15 protein-coding genes are annotated in these 15685 nt (G+C 55.7%); 10 read left to right on the forward strand and 5 right to left on the reverse strand.

Features of this window, described 5'->3' with window-relative positions; all coding sequences use genetic code 11:
• The first annotated feature begins 255 nt into the window (after positions 1–255).
• The 4 genes from cysS to rarD all read left to right on the forward strand — a co-directional run bounded on the left by cysS (position 256) and on the right by rarD (position 4906).
• A complete protein-coding gene (gene cysS / locus C7476_RS06575; protein WP_114429110.1) occupies positions 256–1704 on the forward strand; it encodes a cysteine--tRNA ligase in 1449 nt (482 codons plus the stop codon).
• Entirely contained in the window at positions 1701–2207 is a 507-nt protein-coding gene (locus tag C7476_RS06580) for a GFA family protein (RefSeq protein WP_114429111.1), read from the forward strand. The genes cysS and C7476_RS06580 overlap by 4 nt, the downstream gene beginning before the upstream one ends.
• Positions 2204–3817, forward strand: coding sequence for a citramalate synthase (cimA, locus tag C7476_RS06585; protein WP_114429112.1), 1614 nt, complete (start codon positions 2204–2206; stop codon positions 3815–3817). Before C7476_RS06580 ends, cimA begins: the two co-directional genes overlap by 4 nt.
• A 123-nt stretch (positions 3818–3940) precedes the next feature.
• Positions 3941–4906 (forward strand): EamA family transporter RarD, encoded by a 966-nt coding sequence (gene rarD / locus C7476_RS06590; protein WP_114429113.1) that lies wholly within the window; start codon positions 3941–3943, stop codon positions 4904–4906.
• Here the strand turns inward: rarD and C7476_RS06595 are convergent.
• Both C7476_RS06595 and C7476_RS06600 read right to left on the reverse strand, forming a co-directional pair.
• Positions 4903–5916, reverse strand: a complete 1014-nt coding sequence (locus tag C7476_RS06595; RefSeq protein WP_114429114.1) for a CorA family divalent cation transporter — start codon at positions 5914–5916, stop codon at positions 4903–4905. The two genes, rarD and C7476_RS06595, sit on opposite strands and share 4 nt — an antisense overlap.
• 17 nt (positions 5917–5933) lie before the next feature.
• The gene (locus C7476_RS06600; protein ID WP_114429115.1) at positions 5934–6539 is read right to left on the reverse strand and encodes an LOG family protein; all 606 of its coding nucleotides are present in this window, start codon (positions 6537–6539) and stop codon (positions 5934–5936) included.
• Positions 6540–6713: 174 nt separating this feature from the next.
• Between C7476_RS06600 and C7476_RS06605 the strand changes: the two genes are divergently transcribed.
• The 5 genes from C7476_RS06605 to C7476_RS06625 all read left to right on the forward strand — a co-directional run bounded on the left by C7476_RS06605 (position 6714) and on the right by C7476_RS06625 (position 11969).
• Positions 6714–7961 carry a LysM peptidoglycan-binding domain-containing protein gene (locus tag C7476_RS06605; RefSeq protein WP_114429116.1) on the forward strand — a complete coding sequence of 416 codons (1248 nt, stop codon included), beginning with the start codon at positions 6714–6716 and terminating at the stop codon, positions 7959–7961.
• 142 nt (positions 7962–8103) lie between these two features.
• Positions 8104–8424 carry an ArsR/SmtB family transcription factor gene (locus C7476_RS06610; protein ID WP_245426186.1) on the forward strand — a complete coding sequence of 107 codons (321 nt, stop codon included), beginning with the start codon at positions 8104–8106 and terminating at the stop codon, positions 8422–8424.
• Positions 8425–8426: 2 nt separating this feature from the next.
• The gene (locus C7476_RS06615) at positions 8427–10313 is read left to right on the forward strand and encodes an ABCB family ABC transporter ATP-binding protein/permease (RefSeq protein WP_114429118.1); all 1887 of its coding nucleotides are present in this window, start codon (positions 8427–8429) and stop codon (positions 10311–10313) included.
• Positions 10314–10356: 43 nt separating this feature from the next.
• Entirely contained in the window at positions 10357–11115 is a 759-nt protein-coding gene (locus tag C7476_RS06620) for a phosphatidylserine decarboxylase (protein ID WP_281032684.1), read from the forward strand.
• Positions 11116–11126: 11 nt separating this feature from the next.
• Positions 11127–11969: a CDP-alcohol phosphatidyltransferase family protein gene (locus C7476_RS06625; RefSeq protein WP_114429120.1), complete on the forward strand. Its 843-nt coding sequence runs from the start codon at positions 11127–11129 to the stop codon at positions 11967–11969.
• A 19-nt stretch (positions 11970–11988) separates the two neighbouring features.
• Here the strand turns inward: C7476_RS06625 and C7476_RS06630 are convergent, their stop codons facing one another.
• Together C7476_RS06630 and C7476_RS06635 are read right to left on the reverse strand one after the other, a co-directional pair.
• Entirely contained in the window at positions 11989–12987 is a 999-nt protein-coding gene (locus C7476_RS06630) for an alpha/beta hydrolase family protein (RefSeq protein WP_114429121.1), read from the reverse strand.
• A 43-nt stretch (positions 12988–13030) separates the two neighbouring features.
• Positions 13031–13732: a hypothetical protein gene (locus C7476_RS06635; RefSeq protein WP_114429122.1), complete on the reverse strand. Its 702-nt coding sequence runs from the start codon at positions 13730–13732 to the stop codon at positions 13031–13033.
• 145 nt (positions 13733–13877) lie between these two features.
• Between C7476_RS06635 and C7476_RS06640 the strand changes: the two genes are divergently transcribed.
• Positions 13878–14936 carry a helix-turn-helix domain-containing protein gene (locus tag C7476_RS06640; RefSeq protein WP_114429123.1) on the forward strand — a complete coding sequence of 353 codons (1059 nt, stop codon included), beginning with the start codon at positions 13878–13880 and terminating at the stop codon, positions 14934–14936.
• Here C7476_RS06640 and C7476_RS06645 read toward each other — a convergent pair.
• Positions 14933–15685 (reverse strand): SDR family NAD(P)-dependent oxidoreductase, encoded by a 753-nt coding sequence (locus C7476_RS06645; protein WP_114429124.1) that lies wholly within the window; start codon positions 15683–15685, stop codon positions 14933–14935. The genes C7476_RS06640 and C7476_RS06645 overlap by 4 nt on opposite strands.

Below are 15685 nucleotides of genomic sequence, written 5' to 3' on the forward strand. Positions count from 1 at the left end.
CAAAGTCGGCAAAAATGCAACACCGCCTCTTTGGCGCGAGCGCTTGACGATTTGCCCGCACTCGATCATAAATGCCCGCATGAAAACGTCGCCCGTAACGATTATTATTACCTGTCGGATTATTATCAGCTAGCGCTCGCTGGCCCGGCCGTTTTCGTCTCAAAAATCCTGATAAAGATGCGAAACGCACCGGTCGCCAGACCAGCGCGATGATATGCGTTTTGACGATGAACCCCGAATTTTGAGATCCAGGACATGCCGCAGAAACTGAAGCTGTACAACACGCTCACGCGCACGAAGGAGACCTTTGTGCCGATCGATCCGGATAATGTGCGCATGTATGTCTGCGGCCCCACCGTCTATGACTATGCGCACATCGGTAATGCGCGTCCGGTTATCGTCTTCGACGTGTTGTTCCGGTTGCTTCGTCATATCTACGGCGAAAGCCATGTGAACTACGTTCGCAACATCACCGACGTCGACGACAAGATCAACGCTCGCGCCGCCCGCGATTATCCGGACCTGCCTTTGAATGAAGCGATCCGCAAAGTCACGGAAGCAACGAACGAGCAATTCCAGGCGGACGTGGCTGCACTCGGTAATCTGCAGCCTTCGTCTCAACCACGCGCGACCGAATATATTGCTGAAATGGTGGCGATGATCGATCGCCTCGTTGAGCGTGGCGTCGCCTATGTCGCGGACGGTCACGTATTGTTTTCGCCGTCGGCGATGAATGCCGCCAAAGGCCCGCGCTACGGGTTGCTCTCCCGCCGCTCATCCGACGATATGATCGCCGGTGCGCGCGTCGACGTTGCCTCCTACAAACGAGACGAGATGGATTTCGTTCTGTGGAAGCCCTCCAGGGAAGGGGAGCCCGGCTGGCCGTCGCCTGCGGGCATCGTTGGTCTCGGTCGCCCGGGCTGGCATATCGAATGCTCGGCCATGTCGATGGCGAAGCTGCTTGAACCATTTGGTGGCGGGCTGCAATGCGACGATCCGATGAAGAACATTTTCGACATTCACGCCGGTGGCATCGATCTGGTGTTCCCTCACCATGAAAACGAGCTTGCCCAGTCCTGCTGCGCCTTTGGCACAGACCGGATGGCCAATATCTGGATGCACAACGGCTTCCTGCAGGTCGAGGGTCAGAAAATGGCCAAAAGCACCGGTAATTTCGTGACGATCCACGAATTGCTGGAGACAGACACGTTCGATGGCCGTAAGTGGCCGGGCGAAGTGCTGCGCCTTGCCATGCTCATGACCAACTATCGCGAGCCGATCGATTTCAGTGTCAGAAAGCTGGAGGAGGCAGAGAACATCCTCTCCAAAGCCCGCGAATATGTGGGTGATGCCGGCGTTGGTGTCGTTCCGGATGAGGCTATCGATATCCTGTCTGACGACCTCGCAACTCCAGGCCTTATCAATTGGCTGGCATCGATCAGGAAGTCGCGCGTCCTCCATCCTGAGGCGTATCGCGCTGTGTTCGCGTTGCTAGGCATTGATCTGAGCGTTGATGCCGTCTCACCCGAGCTCGAGAGTGAAATCGAAGTCAAGATCCGCAATCGCTTGTCTTTGCTTGCAGCCAAGAGTTTCGCCGAGGCTGACCGCATCCGTGATGAACTGCTGGAAAAAGGCATTCAGTTGAAGGACGGAAAAGACCCCGCAACCGGCGAGCGCGTCACGACCTGGGAGATGAAGCGATGAGTCTGGATAACAAGCCCGTCTACACTGGCGGTTGCCAATGCGGTGCGATCCGCTTTCGCGTGGAGGGTACACTCGGTGACGCATCGATCTGTCATTGCCGCATGTGCCAAAAGGCCTTCGGCAACTTTTTCGCGCCGCTGACATCAGTGCACGGCACGGATTTTGAGTGGACACGGGGCGAGCCCAAGCGGTTTCAATCGTCTAATCATGTCAAGCGCGGCTTTTGCGCGAACTGTGGAACGCCGCTGACCTATGAAGCACCGGACGGCGTGGCACTTGCTATCGGTGCGTTCGACGAACCTGAGGAATTGGCGCCCACCATTCAGTGGGGCATCGAAGACAAGCTGCCTTACGTTGATGATCTGTCGAAACTCCCCGGATACACATCCGACAGCGACGCGGAATCAGTGGAATTCCTGAAAACGATGGTATCCTATCAACACCCCGACCATGACACGGAACAGTGGCCGCCATCGGGGTCGCGAGGGGAGGCGGGCGAGTGACAAAAGAACGGATCTATCTCTTCGACACCACACTGCGCGATGGCCAGCAAACGCCTGGCATCGACTTTTCAGTTGAGGACAAAAAAGTCATCGCATCTATGCTGGATGAGTTCGGCTTCGACTATGTCGAGGGCGGTTATCCGGGAGCGAACCCGACCGATACCGCCTTCTTCAGTGAAAAGCGTACAAAGCGTGCGAAATTCGCGGCTTTCGGCATGACCAAACGCGCCGGCGTCTCGGCTTCCAATGATCCTGGACTTGGCGCGCTCATCCGTTCGCCGGCCGACACGGTATGCTTTGTCGCCAAAAGCTGGGACTATCATGTGAGGGTTGCGCTCGGCTGTACGAATGAAGAAAACCTCGAGTCCATCGATGCTTCCGTTCGCGCCGCCATTGACGCGGGCAAGGAAGCCATCGTCGATTGCGAGCATTTCTTTGATGGCTATAAGGCCAACCCGGAATATGCGCTGGCCTGCGTCAGGACTGCCTACGACGCAGGAGCCCGCTGGGTCGTGCTGTGCGATACCAATGGCGGCACGCAGCCCGCGGAAGTCGCCGAAATCGTCCGTGCCGTCACAAAATTGATCCCCGGCGATCATCTGGGCATTCACGCGCACAACGATACGGAACAGGCAGTCGCCAATTCGCTTGCTGCGATCGATGCAGGTGTCCGCCACGTGCAAGGCACACTCAACGGTATCGGTGAGCGTTGCGGAAATGCCAATCTGGTGACGATCATCCCGACGCTGATGCTGAAACCCAATTGGGCGAACCGTTTCGAAACCGGCATCAGCCTGGAGAAACTCCAGGGGCTTTCCCGCCTGTCGCGCAGTTTCGACGAATTGCTCAACCGCGCACCCAATGCGCAGGGTGCGTTCGTCGGCGCATCGGCATTTGCAACCAAGGCCGGCATTCATGCGTCGGCCTTGATCAAGGAACCGGCAACCTATGAACATGTACCGCCGGAAACTGTTGGCAATCGTCGCAAGGTCATGGTTTCGGACCAAGGTGGAAAATCCAATTTCATCAATGAACTTGAACGTCGCGGCATTCCGGTAGCCAAGTCGGATCCAAGGCTCGATACGTTGATCGCGCTGGTCAAGGAGCATGAATCCGAGGGCTACGCCTATGAAGGTGCTGATGCCAGTTTTGAGCTTTTGGCGCGACGGACGCTCGGCACTGTCCCCGAGTTCTTCAAAGTCGACTCGTTCCGTTGCATGGTCGAGCGGCGCTTCGATGCAAATGGCAATATCAAGACCGTCTCGGAAGCCGTTGTCCGTATGGAGGTCGATGGTGAAACGCGGATGTCCGTCGCTGAGGGGCATGGACCGGTCAATGCACTCGATCTGGCGTTGCGCAAGGACATGGGCCGCTATCAGGACGAGATCGCTGATCTGGTGCTTGCGGACTTCAAGGTACGCATATTGAACGGCGGTACCGAGGCCATCACGCGTGTGCTCGTCGAGTCTACCGATTCCAGCAATGTGCGCTGGTGGACGGTCGGTGTTTCGGACAATATCATCGACGCATCCTTCCAGGCATTAATGGATTCCATTGTCTATAAATTGATGAAAAATCGGGATTTGGCGGGGAAAATAGCAGCTGAATAAAGAATTTTTTGTCATTTTAGGGAATTCATGCCCCAATTTTGAGCGAAAACATCAAATGGCTTGATCGATTGATCAGTCGAATTCAATAGACGGCATCCGGCGCGCAGACTAGGACTTCGCACCATGACCGAACAAATCGATAGCAATCGAGCCGTCGCTGGCAACCATCAGACATCCAGTGGTTTCATTGGAATGTCGGATGGAAAGAAGGGCTTTATTTTCGCTCTTTGTGCTTATCTGTTGTGGGGCATCCTGCCATTCTATTTGAAATCGGTCGCGCATATACCCGCGCTGGAAGTGGTGGCCCACCGTATTGTCTGGTCGGTTCCCATTGCCGTCGTACTGCTTTGGTGGCTTGGGTTGCTTGGCGATCTGAGGGTCGCTTTCACGACCCCGCGCATGCTGGCCATGGCTATATTGACCGCCAGTCTCATCACCGTGAACTGGGGGACCTACGTCTGGGCAATCGGCAATAATCACGCTGTCGATACAGCACTGGGTTATTACATCAATCCGCTGGTGAATGTGGTTCTTGGCGGCATCTTCCTGTCCGAACGCCTTTCGAAGGCGCAAATGGTTGCCATAGCTTTGGCAGCATGCGCGGTCATTTTGCTGACGGTGTCGTCCGGTGGTCTCCCGTGGATTTCACTCGTCCTCGCCTTCAGCTTTGGCTTTTATGGTTTCTTTCGCAAAACCTTGCCGATCGGCGCCATCCAGGGTTTCACGCTTGAGGTACTAATACTTTCTGTTCCCTCGCTCGGTTTCATTGCCTGGACCCTGATGCAGAACACCAGCCACTTCACCAATGGCGCGCCGCACGACACGGGTCTGTTGCTGTTTGCGGGACTTGCAACCGCGGTGCCGCTTATCTTCTATGCCCTTGGCGCCAAGCTCCTGCGCTATACGACCATTGGTTTGATGCAATATATTGCGCCGACGATTGTGTTTTTCATTGCAATCTTTGTCTTCGACGAGCCGTTCTCGCATGTACAGCTCATTGCATTCGGTCTGATCTGGTCAGCCCTTGCGATTTACGCCTGGTCAATGGTGTATGAGGCACGCAAGCTGCGGTTGGGATCAGCGCACTAGTTTCTTCCGCCGCCGATCTTCCTCACCACGAGAAAGACCATTCCAGAAATACCGAGTGCCAAGGCGGTAATAAGCCAGAACCCATGCGTACTTTCCGCAAGCGGAAGCCCACCGGTATTCATCCCGAACAGGCCACTGATCACCGTGCTTGGCAAAAGGACCGCGGTCATTACCGACAGGACATACAGAAACCGGTTTGACTGATCCGTCAGTTTCGCCAGGAGTTCGTCCTGAAGCAGGCGTGCACGCTGCTGCAGTTGTTCGCCTTCCGCATGCAACGTTTCCGCGCGGCGCGACAATCCTTCGATCAGATCGTCCAATTCTTCGGGAAAAACCCGGCGATCGGCGTGATCAATATGACGGAACAGACCTGTCGCCGCCGTGAGGTAGCGGTGAAACACAACGATCTGACGCCGGACAGGCACGAGACGTTCCCGCTCGCCCTGCCAGTTCTCGCCGACGATATGATCCTCGATGGAATCCAGGGTTTCCGAGAGTTTGGTGATCTCTATTTTTAGAAGATCGAGAAAACGCCGAAAGATGGCATTGAACAGCGCCATCGGCGATTTCGGCTTTACCTTACCACCGAGAATAGCCTGACGTACATCGTCGACCGATTGGAGGGGGTGACGGCGTCCGCTGATGAAGAAGCGTTCGTTGAAAGCGAAGCGAAAGTAACCAAGCTCGCGCGGATCGCCATAGTGCTTGTGCTGCAAATCCGGCAATTCACCGTAAAGCCAGCCCTCTTCATAGCTGATCTGATACTGGTCGCCGGGGGAGAGCAAGGCTTCCCGCACAACTTCCGGCAGGCTTTCGTCGGTTTCGAGATTGCGTCTTGCCCGTGCATCGGCGAGACCATAGCTTTTCCAGACCCACGCACTTTCTGCTGCTCCGGCATGTGCGGATGGCAATAATGTGCCGTCATTGCGGAAGCTGTGGGCGATGACAAACTCATCACTTTGGATGAGGGGTGCGGTGCTTGGGGGATCGGGGGTAATATTGTCCGCCATGAGACCCCTTTTGCTTGCTACAGCCGCTCTATTATTGCTTCATTGCCTTCCCGGTCACCTCGTGCAGCAGCATTGAGGATGGCAGGTACGATATCTTCCGGCTTTTCTACCACAAGGGGATTGACCAAATGTGACGTGTGCACAAAACCCTCGGCTTTCATGTGCTCGATGAGGGCCAGCATCGGATTCCAAAAACCGTTAACGTTTGCGAAGACCATGGGCTTCCGATGACGGCCGAGTTGCGCCCAAGTCATGATCTCGACGATCTCTTCCACAGTGCCGATACCGCCGGGCAAGGTAACGAAGGCGTCCGAACGGTCGAACATCTTATGCTTGCGCTCATGCATGTCTTCGGTAACAATAAGCTCTGAAAGCTGGCCAAGCGCGTGTTCGGTGGCCTCTTTGTTCATCAGGAATTTCGGAATAATTCCTGTGACTTTGCCACCCGCAGACATGACTCCGTCTGCAACTGCGCCCATAATGCCCTTGGTGCCGCCGCCATAGACGAGCTCAAGCCCATGCTCAGCGATCGTTTGGCCGAGAAGCTTGCCGCTTTGTTTGTAAATCGGGTCGCGGCCCGGTGAGGAGCCGCAATAGACACAAATGGATCGAATCTTGCTCATACAATGAGTGGTGCCTTGCACATCACAAAACGTCAAGTCGGTACAAATGCGAGACAAAAGTTTCATACGCCGGCTTTATGGATACGTCGAAAGAATGGGTCTGAATCTAAAGGGTTTTCTTGTAGCTTGGCAGAAAAGGCGGTAGAGCAAAAGGAACAATAGGATCGGGGAACGATGTTCGAGAATAAATTTGCGCTTTTGGGATTTGGTACTGTCGTTGCTGCCGGTCTTGTTGCGGCCTATGTGGGCCTGATGCCGGGTAAGCCCGTTGTGGAGCAACCAGCCCCTGTGATGAATGGAGTGGTGCAGACGCAGCCTGCAGCGCCTGCGGCAAATTCCGAACCCCAAATTGAAACCCTGACAACCGTACCGGATACAAATGCTGCTTCCGGACAGGTGCCGGCTTCGCCGCCAGCTAAGGCAAATAATGGCGCGCCTACTTTCGATGTTCTGCGCGTCGATCCCTCAGGCACCATTGTCATCGCCGGCAATGCGGCAAAAAATGCGACGGTTGATCTTCTGTCGCGGTCAAACGTCATCGGCACGACCAAATCGACTGAAAATGGTGATTTTGTTATCGCGCTCGACAATCCGCTGAAGCCAGGCGACTACCAGCTTGTCTTGCGCTCGACAACACAGGACGGCAGCGCCATGACTTCGCTTGAGACGGCGATAGTTTCCATTCCGGAGTCAAAGACGGGTCAGGTATTGGCTCTTGTCGAACAATCCGGCCAGCCAAGCCGCATGATTACAAAGCCCGAGCCCGTGGAACCCGCACCTTCATCCACCCAGCCAACAACTGTTGCTGCACCCAAGGGTGACAAGCCGGGCATCGCTCCTGCAGAGAAAGCGTTGATCACGGTCGAGGCAGTCGAACTTGAAGGCAGCAAGATTTTCGTCGCTGGTAATGCCCAAGCGGGCTCCGCGGTAAAGGTCTACGCAAATTCCACTCTGCTTGGAACGACAAAGACAGCACCTAATGGCCGGTTTTTGGTACAGACTGTTCAGCAGCTGGCTGTCGGAGACTATATCATCCGTGCTGATATGCTGGGCAAGGATGGCGTGACGGTGATGGCCAGAGCCGCGGTTCCGTTCAAGCGCGAGGCCGGCGAGCGTGTCTCGGCTGTCGCACCGGCGACTCCGGGTGCCGATACGCAGACCGAGACCGGTGCCATCGCAGCACAGACTGACGGACAGGCGCCGCAAGTCGCCGATGCGGGCACGCCCCTGCAGAATGTCGATGGATCGGTAATTATCCGCCGCGGTGACAGTCTTTGGCAGATTTCACGCCGCACCTATGGTGCTGGCATGCGCTACACGACTATCTATTTGGCTAACAAGGAACAGATCCGTAATCCGGACATGATTTACCCTGGCCAGATCTTCGCATTGCCAGAAAAAGATAAACCTGTGGTTCAATAGAAAAGACGGGCTGTAAACGCCCGTTTTCGAAAAAAAAGAATCGCAACTTCTTCTTGCATCAGAAAATTATATCGTTTATCGCCGATGAACGATGAAATGCACGGGCTCGTTCCAACATCATTCTGATGCAAATACAGCGCGCATGCTCGCCGCGTTGGCACATCCAGCGCGCTTGCGCATTATCCGCCAGCTCGCGTGGCTTGATGCTTCGTGTTGCAAGGATATTGTCGCCGGGCTTGATCTGGCACAGTCGACCGTATCGCAGCATTTGAAGATTCTCGTCGATGCCGGTCTTGTCCGCTACAAGCGGTCCGGCCAGAGCTCTCATTACAGCATCGATCCGGCAGCGTTTGCCAGTATAGCCGCACTCGTGAACGACATGGCCAGCCTTTGCTGTTCGCCAGAAACAATCATCGGGGAAACGCAAGCGTTGCCCGAGCTCGAAATTGCCTTCAAGGATTGACAGTGGCCAATAAAACCGTCTCAGACGAGTCTGGAAAAACCCTTCAGACCATTCGTAATCTCTGGCCCTATATGTGGCCGATGGAACGCCCTGATTTAAGAATGCGGGTCGTCTGGGCTTCTGTGTATCTGATCATCTCCAAGGTGGTTCTGATCCTGGTTCCTTATTTTTTCAAATGGGCGACAAATGCCTTGAACGGGAAATTCGAGGCATCTGATCTGGTGCCGGCACTTCTCGTCGGTCCGCTCATGCTCGTGGCAGCCTATAATGCAGCGCGTATCGTGCAGGCGGGTTTAAACCAGCTGCGCGATGCACTTTTCGCCAGCGTCGGCCAATATGCCGTACGAAAGCTTGCCTATAAGACCTTTGTACATATGCACGAATTGTCGCTGCGCTTCCACGTGGAGCGCCGAACGGGTGGTCTTTCGCGCATCATCGAACGCGGAACGAAGGGCATCGAGACCATCGTTCGCTTCACCATCCTGAATACGGCGCCGACGATCATCGAGTTTCTGATGACCGCGGTGATTTTCGCCGTGACTTATGGAATGTCCTATTTGGCGGTCGTAGTGGCAACCGTGTGGCTCTACACATGGTTCACAGTAAGAGCCAGTGACTGGCGCATCGGCATTCGCCGGGACATGAACGCCTCCGACACGGACGCCAACTCCAAGGCAATCGACTCGCTGCTCAACTATGAAACTGTCAAATATTTCGGCAATGAGAATATGGAGGCCGGTCGTTTTGATGCTGCCATGGCGCGCTACGAGATTTCGGCGACACGCATCTGGACGTCGCTTGGCTGGCTCAACTTTGGACAGGCGGTGATTTTCGGCATCGGCATGGCGGTCATGATGATCATGTCGGGCAGGGAGGTGATTGCGGGTACGCAGACATTGGGTGATTTTGTCTTCATTAATGCAATGCTGATGCAGTTGTCCGTCCCGCTGAACTTTATCGGCTTTATTTATCGCGAAGTGCGTCAGGGTCTAACGGATATCGAGCAGATGTTCGACCTGCTCGATGTCGAGCAGGAAGTGATGGACAGGCCGGATGCCAAGCCGCTGGTGATCGACCGCGGGGCCGTGCGTTTCGACAACGTTGAGTTCGCCTATGATCCGAAGCGCCCGATCCTGAAAGGCGTCAGCTTTGAGGTTCCCGCAGGCAAGACCGTAGCAATTGTGGGGCCGTCCGGTGCGGGCAAGTCAACCCTGTCGCGCCTGCTGTTCCGCTTTTACGACATCCAGAACGGCTCGATCACCATCGATGGCCAGGACATCCGTGACGTGACGCAGGACAGCTTGCGATCGGCTATCGGCATGGTTCCGCAGGATACCGTCCTTTTCAACGATACCATCGCCTACAATATCCGCTACGGACGCATCACTGCCACGGAGGCCGAGATGCGCAATGCGGCGGAGCTTGCACAGATAGGACCTTTCATTGAAACGTTGCCCGAAGGCTATGACGCCATGGTGGGAGAGCGCGGACTCAAGCTTTCCGGCGGCGAAAAGCAGCGCGTGGCGATTGCAAGGACGATTTTGAAAGCTCCGCCTATCCTGATCCTGGATGAGGCGACTTCGGCGCTCGATAGCGCCACCGAGCATGAGATTCAGTCCGCGCTTGACCTTGTCAGTCGCAATCGCACGACACTGGTTATCGCCCATCGGCTTTCAACTATCATCGCGGCTGATGACATCATTGTCCTGAAGGATGGAGTGATCGCGGAGCGCGGCACCCACGCGAAACTTCTGGCGAGGAGGGGCCTCTATGCCTCCATGTGGAATCGTCAGCGCGAGGCCACGGAAGCTGAGGAGCGTTTGCGCCGCGTGCAAGAGGAAGACGACCTTGGCGTCATCGTACGTGGAAAGCCCGCTATGCCCGCTTGAATGGTTTGCTCCTGCTGCCAATCTCCGATAAGTAACGCGCGACCTGCCTGAAGCGCTCGCCGTTTCAGAGAGTACGAGCTACCGGCACAACAGGAATAAATTAATGAGTCTTGTGGATTCCATACGCAACACCTTGGTACCTATCCATCGGGAGGGGTATCCTTTCATCGCTGGTTTTGCCGGAGCGACGATTGTTCTCGGCTATTTTTGGGAACCGCTGTTCTGGATCGGTCTCATCCTTACTGCGTGGTGCATTTACTTCTATCGTGATCCGCAGCGTGTTACCCCGACGGATGACAAGCTGGTCATCAGTCCGGCAGATGGTATCGTCTCGGCTGTGGGGCCCGCTATCCCGCCACGCGAGCTTGGCCTTGGCGACAAGGAGATGACCCGGATATCCGTGTTCATGAACGTCTTTTCTTGTCACATCAACCGCGCCCCGGTGCGCGGCCGGATAACGGCGATCGTGCACAAGCCAGGCAAGTTTCTCAATGCCGACCTCGACAAGGCCAGCACTGAGAATGAGCGTAACGGCCTTTTGATTGACAGCCCTAATGGTGAGATCGCCGTTGTGCAGATTGCCGGGCTTGTGGCGCGCCGCATTGTCTGCTGGGCGGACGAAAACACTGCCATTTCGATTGGCGAGCGGTTCGGTCTCATCCGCTTTGGCTCGCGCGTCGATGTTTATCTGCCGCAGGGCTTTACGCCGCGCGTCGCAATCGGCCAGACTGCGGTCGGCGGCGAATCCGTCATTGCCGAATTCGGTGGCGCGGCGAGCGCTCCGCTGGTGCGGATCAGTTGAGGGCAGGACGGATGACCGAGACCGAAATCGATCCATTGTTTGACGAGAAGCCGCAGACTACAGGCCCTGTTGGTCGGCGAATCCCGTTGCGCTATCTCGCGCCTAATGTGATTACAGTTCTTGCCATCTGCGCGGGGCTGACGGGCATCAGGCTGGCCTTCGAGAATCGTTACGAACTGGCAGTGTCCATGGTGCTCCTGGCGGCATTTCTCGACGGGATCGACGGACGCCTCGCCCGTATGATGAAGGGCTCCACGAAATTCGGCGCACAGATGGATTCGCTGGCCGACATCGTCAATTTCGGTGTCGCTCCGGCTCTGGTTCTCTACGCTTACATGCTGGATCAGGCGCGTTCGTTTGGATGGATCGCCGCGTTGTTATACTGCATAGCCTGCTGTCTGCGCCTTGCCCGTTTCAATGTTATGCTCGATGTGGTTGGGAAACCGCTCTGGCAGAACCATTTTTTCACGGGCGTACCAGCACCGGCAGGCGCGATGCTTGTGATGCTGCCGGTTTATCTCGGCTTCCTTGGTCTTGCGCCCACACGTGCAATCGCCTTCGCCGCCTCCGCTTATACCGTTGGTGTTGCAGTCCTGATGATCAGTCGATTGCCCGTGTACAGTGGTAAGGCGGCAGGAACGAGGTTGCGTTCGGACTGGGTCATGCCCTCGTTTCTGTTCATTGTTCTCTATGTCGCCTTTCTGATGAGCTACACTTGGGAAACATTGACGCTGACCACGATCTGCTTCTTCCTAACGCTGCCGTTCAGTGCGCGTGCTTGGAAGCGCTACGAAGCAGCAGATCGCGCCGCTTTGGCAAATGCTGAAAGTGCTGGTTCCGAATCCATATCCTGATTTCGGAACCATGCGGGTTTCACTGGTCGGTTTCGATCAGATTTTTGCGGAAGAAGGCCAGGATATCTGCGTTGAACTGCTTGTGGAAAGCCACGCGATCAAAGCCTGTCCTGTCGGTACACAGCTCAGGCTCGCCGGAATTGGCCACGAGTTTCGCGAATTCCTGGCTGCAAGGTGGAAGAAAAGAGAAATGGCCAGAGTTCGGCACGATGCGATAGTCTGGCTTGGCGGGCAGGTTATGCGCAACCGTTGCGGCATCTTTGGGTGATAGACCGTCTCCACCATATTCGGATGCCCATAACTGGACTGGAACCGTCACTTTGCCCAGGCCCTCGGCGGTAAATAGGCTACCGCCTGCGGGGTCAACCAATACTGCAGCTTTGATCCGTGGATCACCGACTAAAGGAGCAATTGCGGTGCTGCGAATTTGTTCGCAAAAGCGGTTTCCCGGATAGGTCGGGCAATTATCAAGCAGCAATTTCCAGTCGGGGTTGCCGCCAATCATGGCGAGGCCAGTGAAGCCGCCTCTTGAAAAGCCGAAAACGCCGATTCGCGCCGTATCGATCTGCGATGCGTTTGACCAGCGGTCCAGCATGAAATCGACCAGCCTTGTCATATCGACAGGGCGCTGGGTCATAGAGGCTATATCGTTCGGATATCTCGTTTTCGATGCGCCGCTATCCCGTGGATGATTGATGGCCGCGACTACAAATCCTCCATCGGCAAGCATTTCAGCAAGTGCATGATAGTTGCCAGACCAACCTCCTACACCATGCGAGATCACGATGAGCGGAAGTTGTTCACCTGCGAGTGGACAGTCCTGCACAGCTGTCGAATAGTCGAAGCCCATTTCTACCCTTGCCGGCTTGCCAACACATGGATACCAGACGGTAGCCGTCAGAACGGGTCCGCGATCGTTGGAAGGCACCTCGATGAATGTGAGACCTGCGGCGTGCGCCGGTTGAAACGTGCTAAAAGCGGCAATAGGAAGGACTGCTGCGAGCTTGAGAATTTTCATAATTGATCCCTCATTTGGATGTTGTTGATGATGGTTGAAGGCGTTACCGGATGGTGGCGCGGACATACTCGCTCTTGATCTCGATTGACGGCTTTGCCCCGGGCGTGCTTTCGCGCTTGCTGTCGATGAAGGAGGCCTTGGCATCAATCTCGTAGCTGATGGTAGTATCCTTGACGAAGCTGAAGCTGGCGTCCAAGGCATGCGAATCCAGCCGGATCGTCTCGCTGTTGTTTGTCCGGTCGAACCGCATGTCGCTGCGCACTGCATCGCCTTTTATGTCGAGGCTTGATGCATAGCCGTCCAGAGAGAAATCGGCGGCATTGCTGCTGATGGTGATGCCGCGATAGTCGCCAGACAATTTTGCGTAAAGCGCTTGTTGCTGGATGTTGATATCGCTGTTCTTCGGCAGATTGACGTTAATGCGCACTTCGCAATCGGAAAGGCTTATCAGAGGCGATTCCGCAACGTGGATCAGCAATGTCTGATCTTTCACTTCCGTTGTCGTATCTGTCTCGCAAGCGTTTGAAAACCAGCTTGAATACCAGTTCGAAAACCAGCTCGATCTGTTGCCGGAGATAGTTGCTGCGTAGGGCTGCGTGTCCGTGGTGGTGAACTCGACGCGGCTTGCCTCGCCCGTTATGGCGACCGTTTTGATGTTGTCGAGCGGCTTGCTCGGTTCGGCACTTGCCGCAACGGGTGTGAGTGTTGTCAAAAGTAATATCAATGAAGCGAAAAAACCGGGCATCGTGTTCTCCTGAGATTCAGCGCCATCGTCAGCGCTGCCTCAGGAAGTGGGATAGTGTCGGTATTTTCGACCTCGATTGCATTTCAGGTCGTCCGCGATCGCAATTGAGGACATAGTAACGTTCCGAATTACCGTGGTCTTGACGATGATCTTTGTTCCGTTGCCCTTTGTCGTTGCATTGCTACTCTTCATCCTTCTGATCCAGATGATCAGACGGCGGGAAGTGACTGTTTTGAATCCGTTTTTCTTTGGCTTGATCGCTGCCTATGCGCTGCAATCAATCGTCATTGGTTTGCGTTGGGGCTACGACCTTAAGGAAGTGTTGCCGGTCCAGGCTGTGCTCGCGGCCGCTATCGCATCGCTGGCCTGGCTCAGCTTCGAAGGCCTGCGTACCGGGCGATCTCCCTTAGAGCGGCCTCTATTGTGGCTGCACGCACTTCCGCCATTGCTTGTGGCGGCACTGGTCGCGTTCTGGCCCGCACCAATCTCTCTCTTGCTCATTCTGATCTTTGCGGGCTATGGAATTGCGCTTATATGGCTGGCATCGGCAGGTCCCGATGCTCTTGCCTCGTCGCGCCTCGATGGCGTTGTCAACTCACATCGCGCCTTGCAGGTGACAGCTTTCGCCATCGCTGCCTCGGCCGTCATCGATATCATTATCAGCCTGGACTTCGCGCGGTCCGGCGGCATTCATTCCGGCCAGATTGTTGCCATTGGCAACGTGCTTGCATTGCTGGTTTTGGGTACAGCGGCAACTGTGGCGGGTACCAACCAGTCACCGGCTGACGTTGAGGTCGACGATAACGAGAGCACAAGCCAACCAAGTGCTGAGGATACGCAAATAGCAGCCTCTCTCGACGATCTGATGCAATCGCGCACGCTCTATCGTGATGTCGATCTCAATCTCAACCGGCTTGCCCGGAAGATGGGCCTATCGGTCCGGCAAGTGTCGAGCGCAGTCAACCGCGTCAAATCGATGAGTGTCTCGCAATATGTGAATGATTACAGGGTGAGGGAAGCTTGCCGCTCGCTCGCCGACACAGACGAACCGATCACGCGGATCATGTTCGAAGCCGGCTTTCAGACCAAGTCGAATTTCAATCGCGAGTTCCTGCGTGTGACCGGCATGAGCCCGAAGGCGTGGCGCTCTCGCGCTTTAGAAACCGACGAGAAAACAGCAAAGATCATCCGCCTCGTTGGTTAGCTTGGGTCGTTGTAGCTCAGCAATTTGTCGGCGCGCGCGTCGTAGAGCTTGCCGGTCACATCCAAAGCTGGATCGCAAAGCAGGATAATCTTTGCGGCGACTTCCGCCGGCGTGGGCAAGGTCTCAGGATCTTCGCCCGGCATAGCCTGTGCGCGCATGGCGGTCCGGGTTGCGCCGGGGTCGACGGAATTGATCCGCAGGCGCGTCTGTTGCGATTCCTCGGCCCAGGTCCGTGCCATCACTTCCACTGCAGCCTTGGAGGCGGCGTAGGGTCCCCAATAGGCGCGAGCAGCATGTGCGACGCTTGACGATAGCAGGATGGCGCGCCCGGCGTCAGACAGCTTCAAGAGGGGATCGGTGGTGCGGATCAGGCGCCAGACACTCGTGACATTGATTGCCATCAACCGGTCAAAGACTTTCGCCTCCACATGTCCGATTGGTGAAATCGTTCCGAGAATGCCCGCATTGGCAACCATGATATCAAGCTTGCCCCAGCGCTCATGGATGGAACCGCCCAGCCGGTCGATGGCGGGCATGTCAGTCAAGTCTAGGGGAACTAGCGTTGCAGTTCCGCCAGCTGCCTTGATCTCGTCGTCGAGTTCCTCGAGCCCGCCCACAGTACGGGCAACGGCAATGACGTGAGCGCCGCGGGCTGCGAGTTCTTTGGAGAGAGAATAGCCAATGCCACGGGATGCGCCGGTGACGAGCGCAAGCTTGCCGTCCAGCCGAAAACTGCCGTCAGAAATCAT

Source organism: Phyllobacterium bourgognense, from assembly GCF_003337575.1.
Taxonomy (GTDB): domain Bacteria; phylum Pseudomonadota; class Alphaproteobacteria; order Rhizobiales; family Rhizobiaceae; genus Phyllobacterium; species Phyllobacterium bourgognense.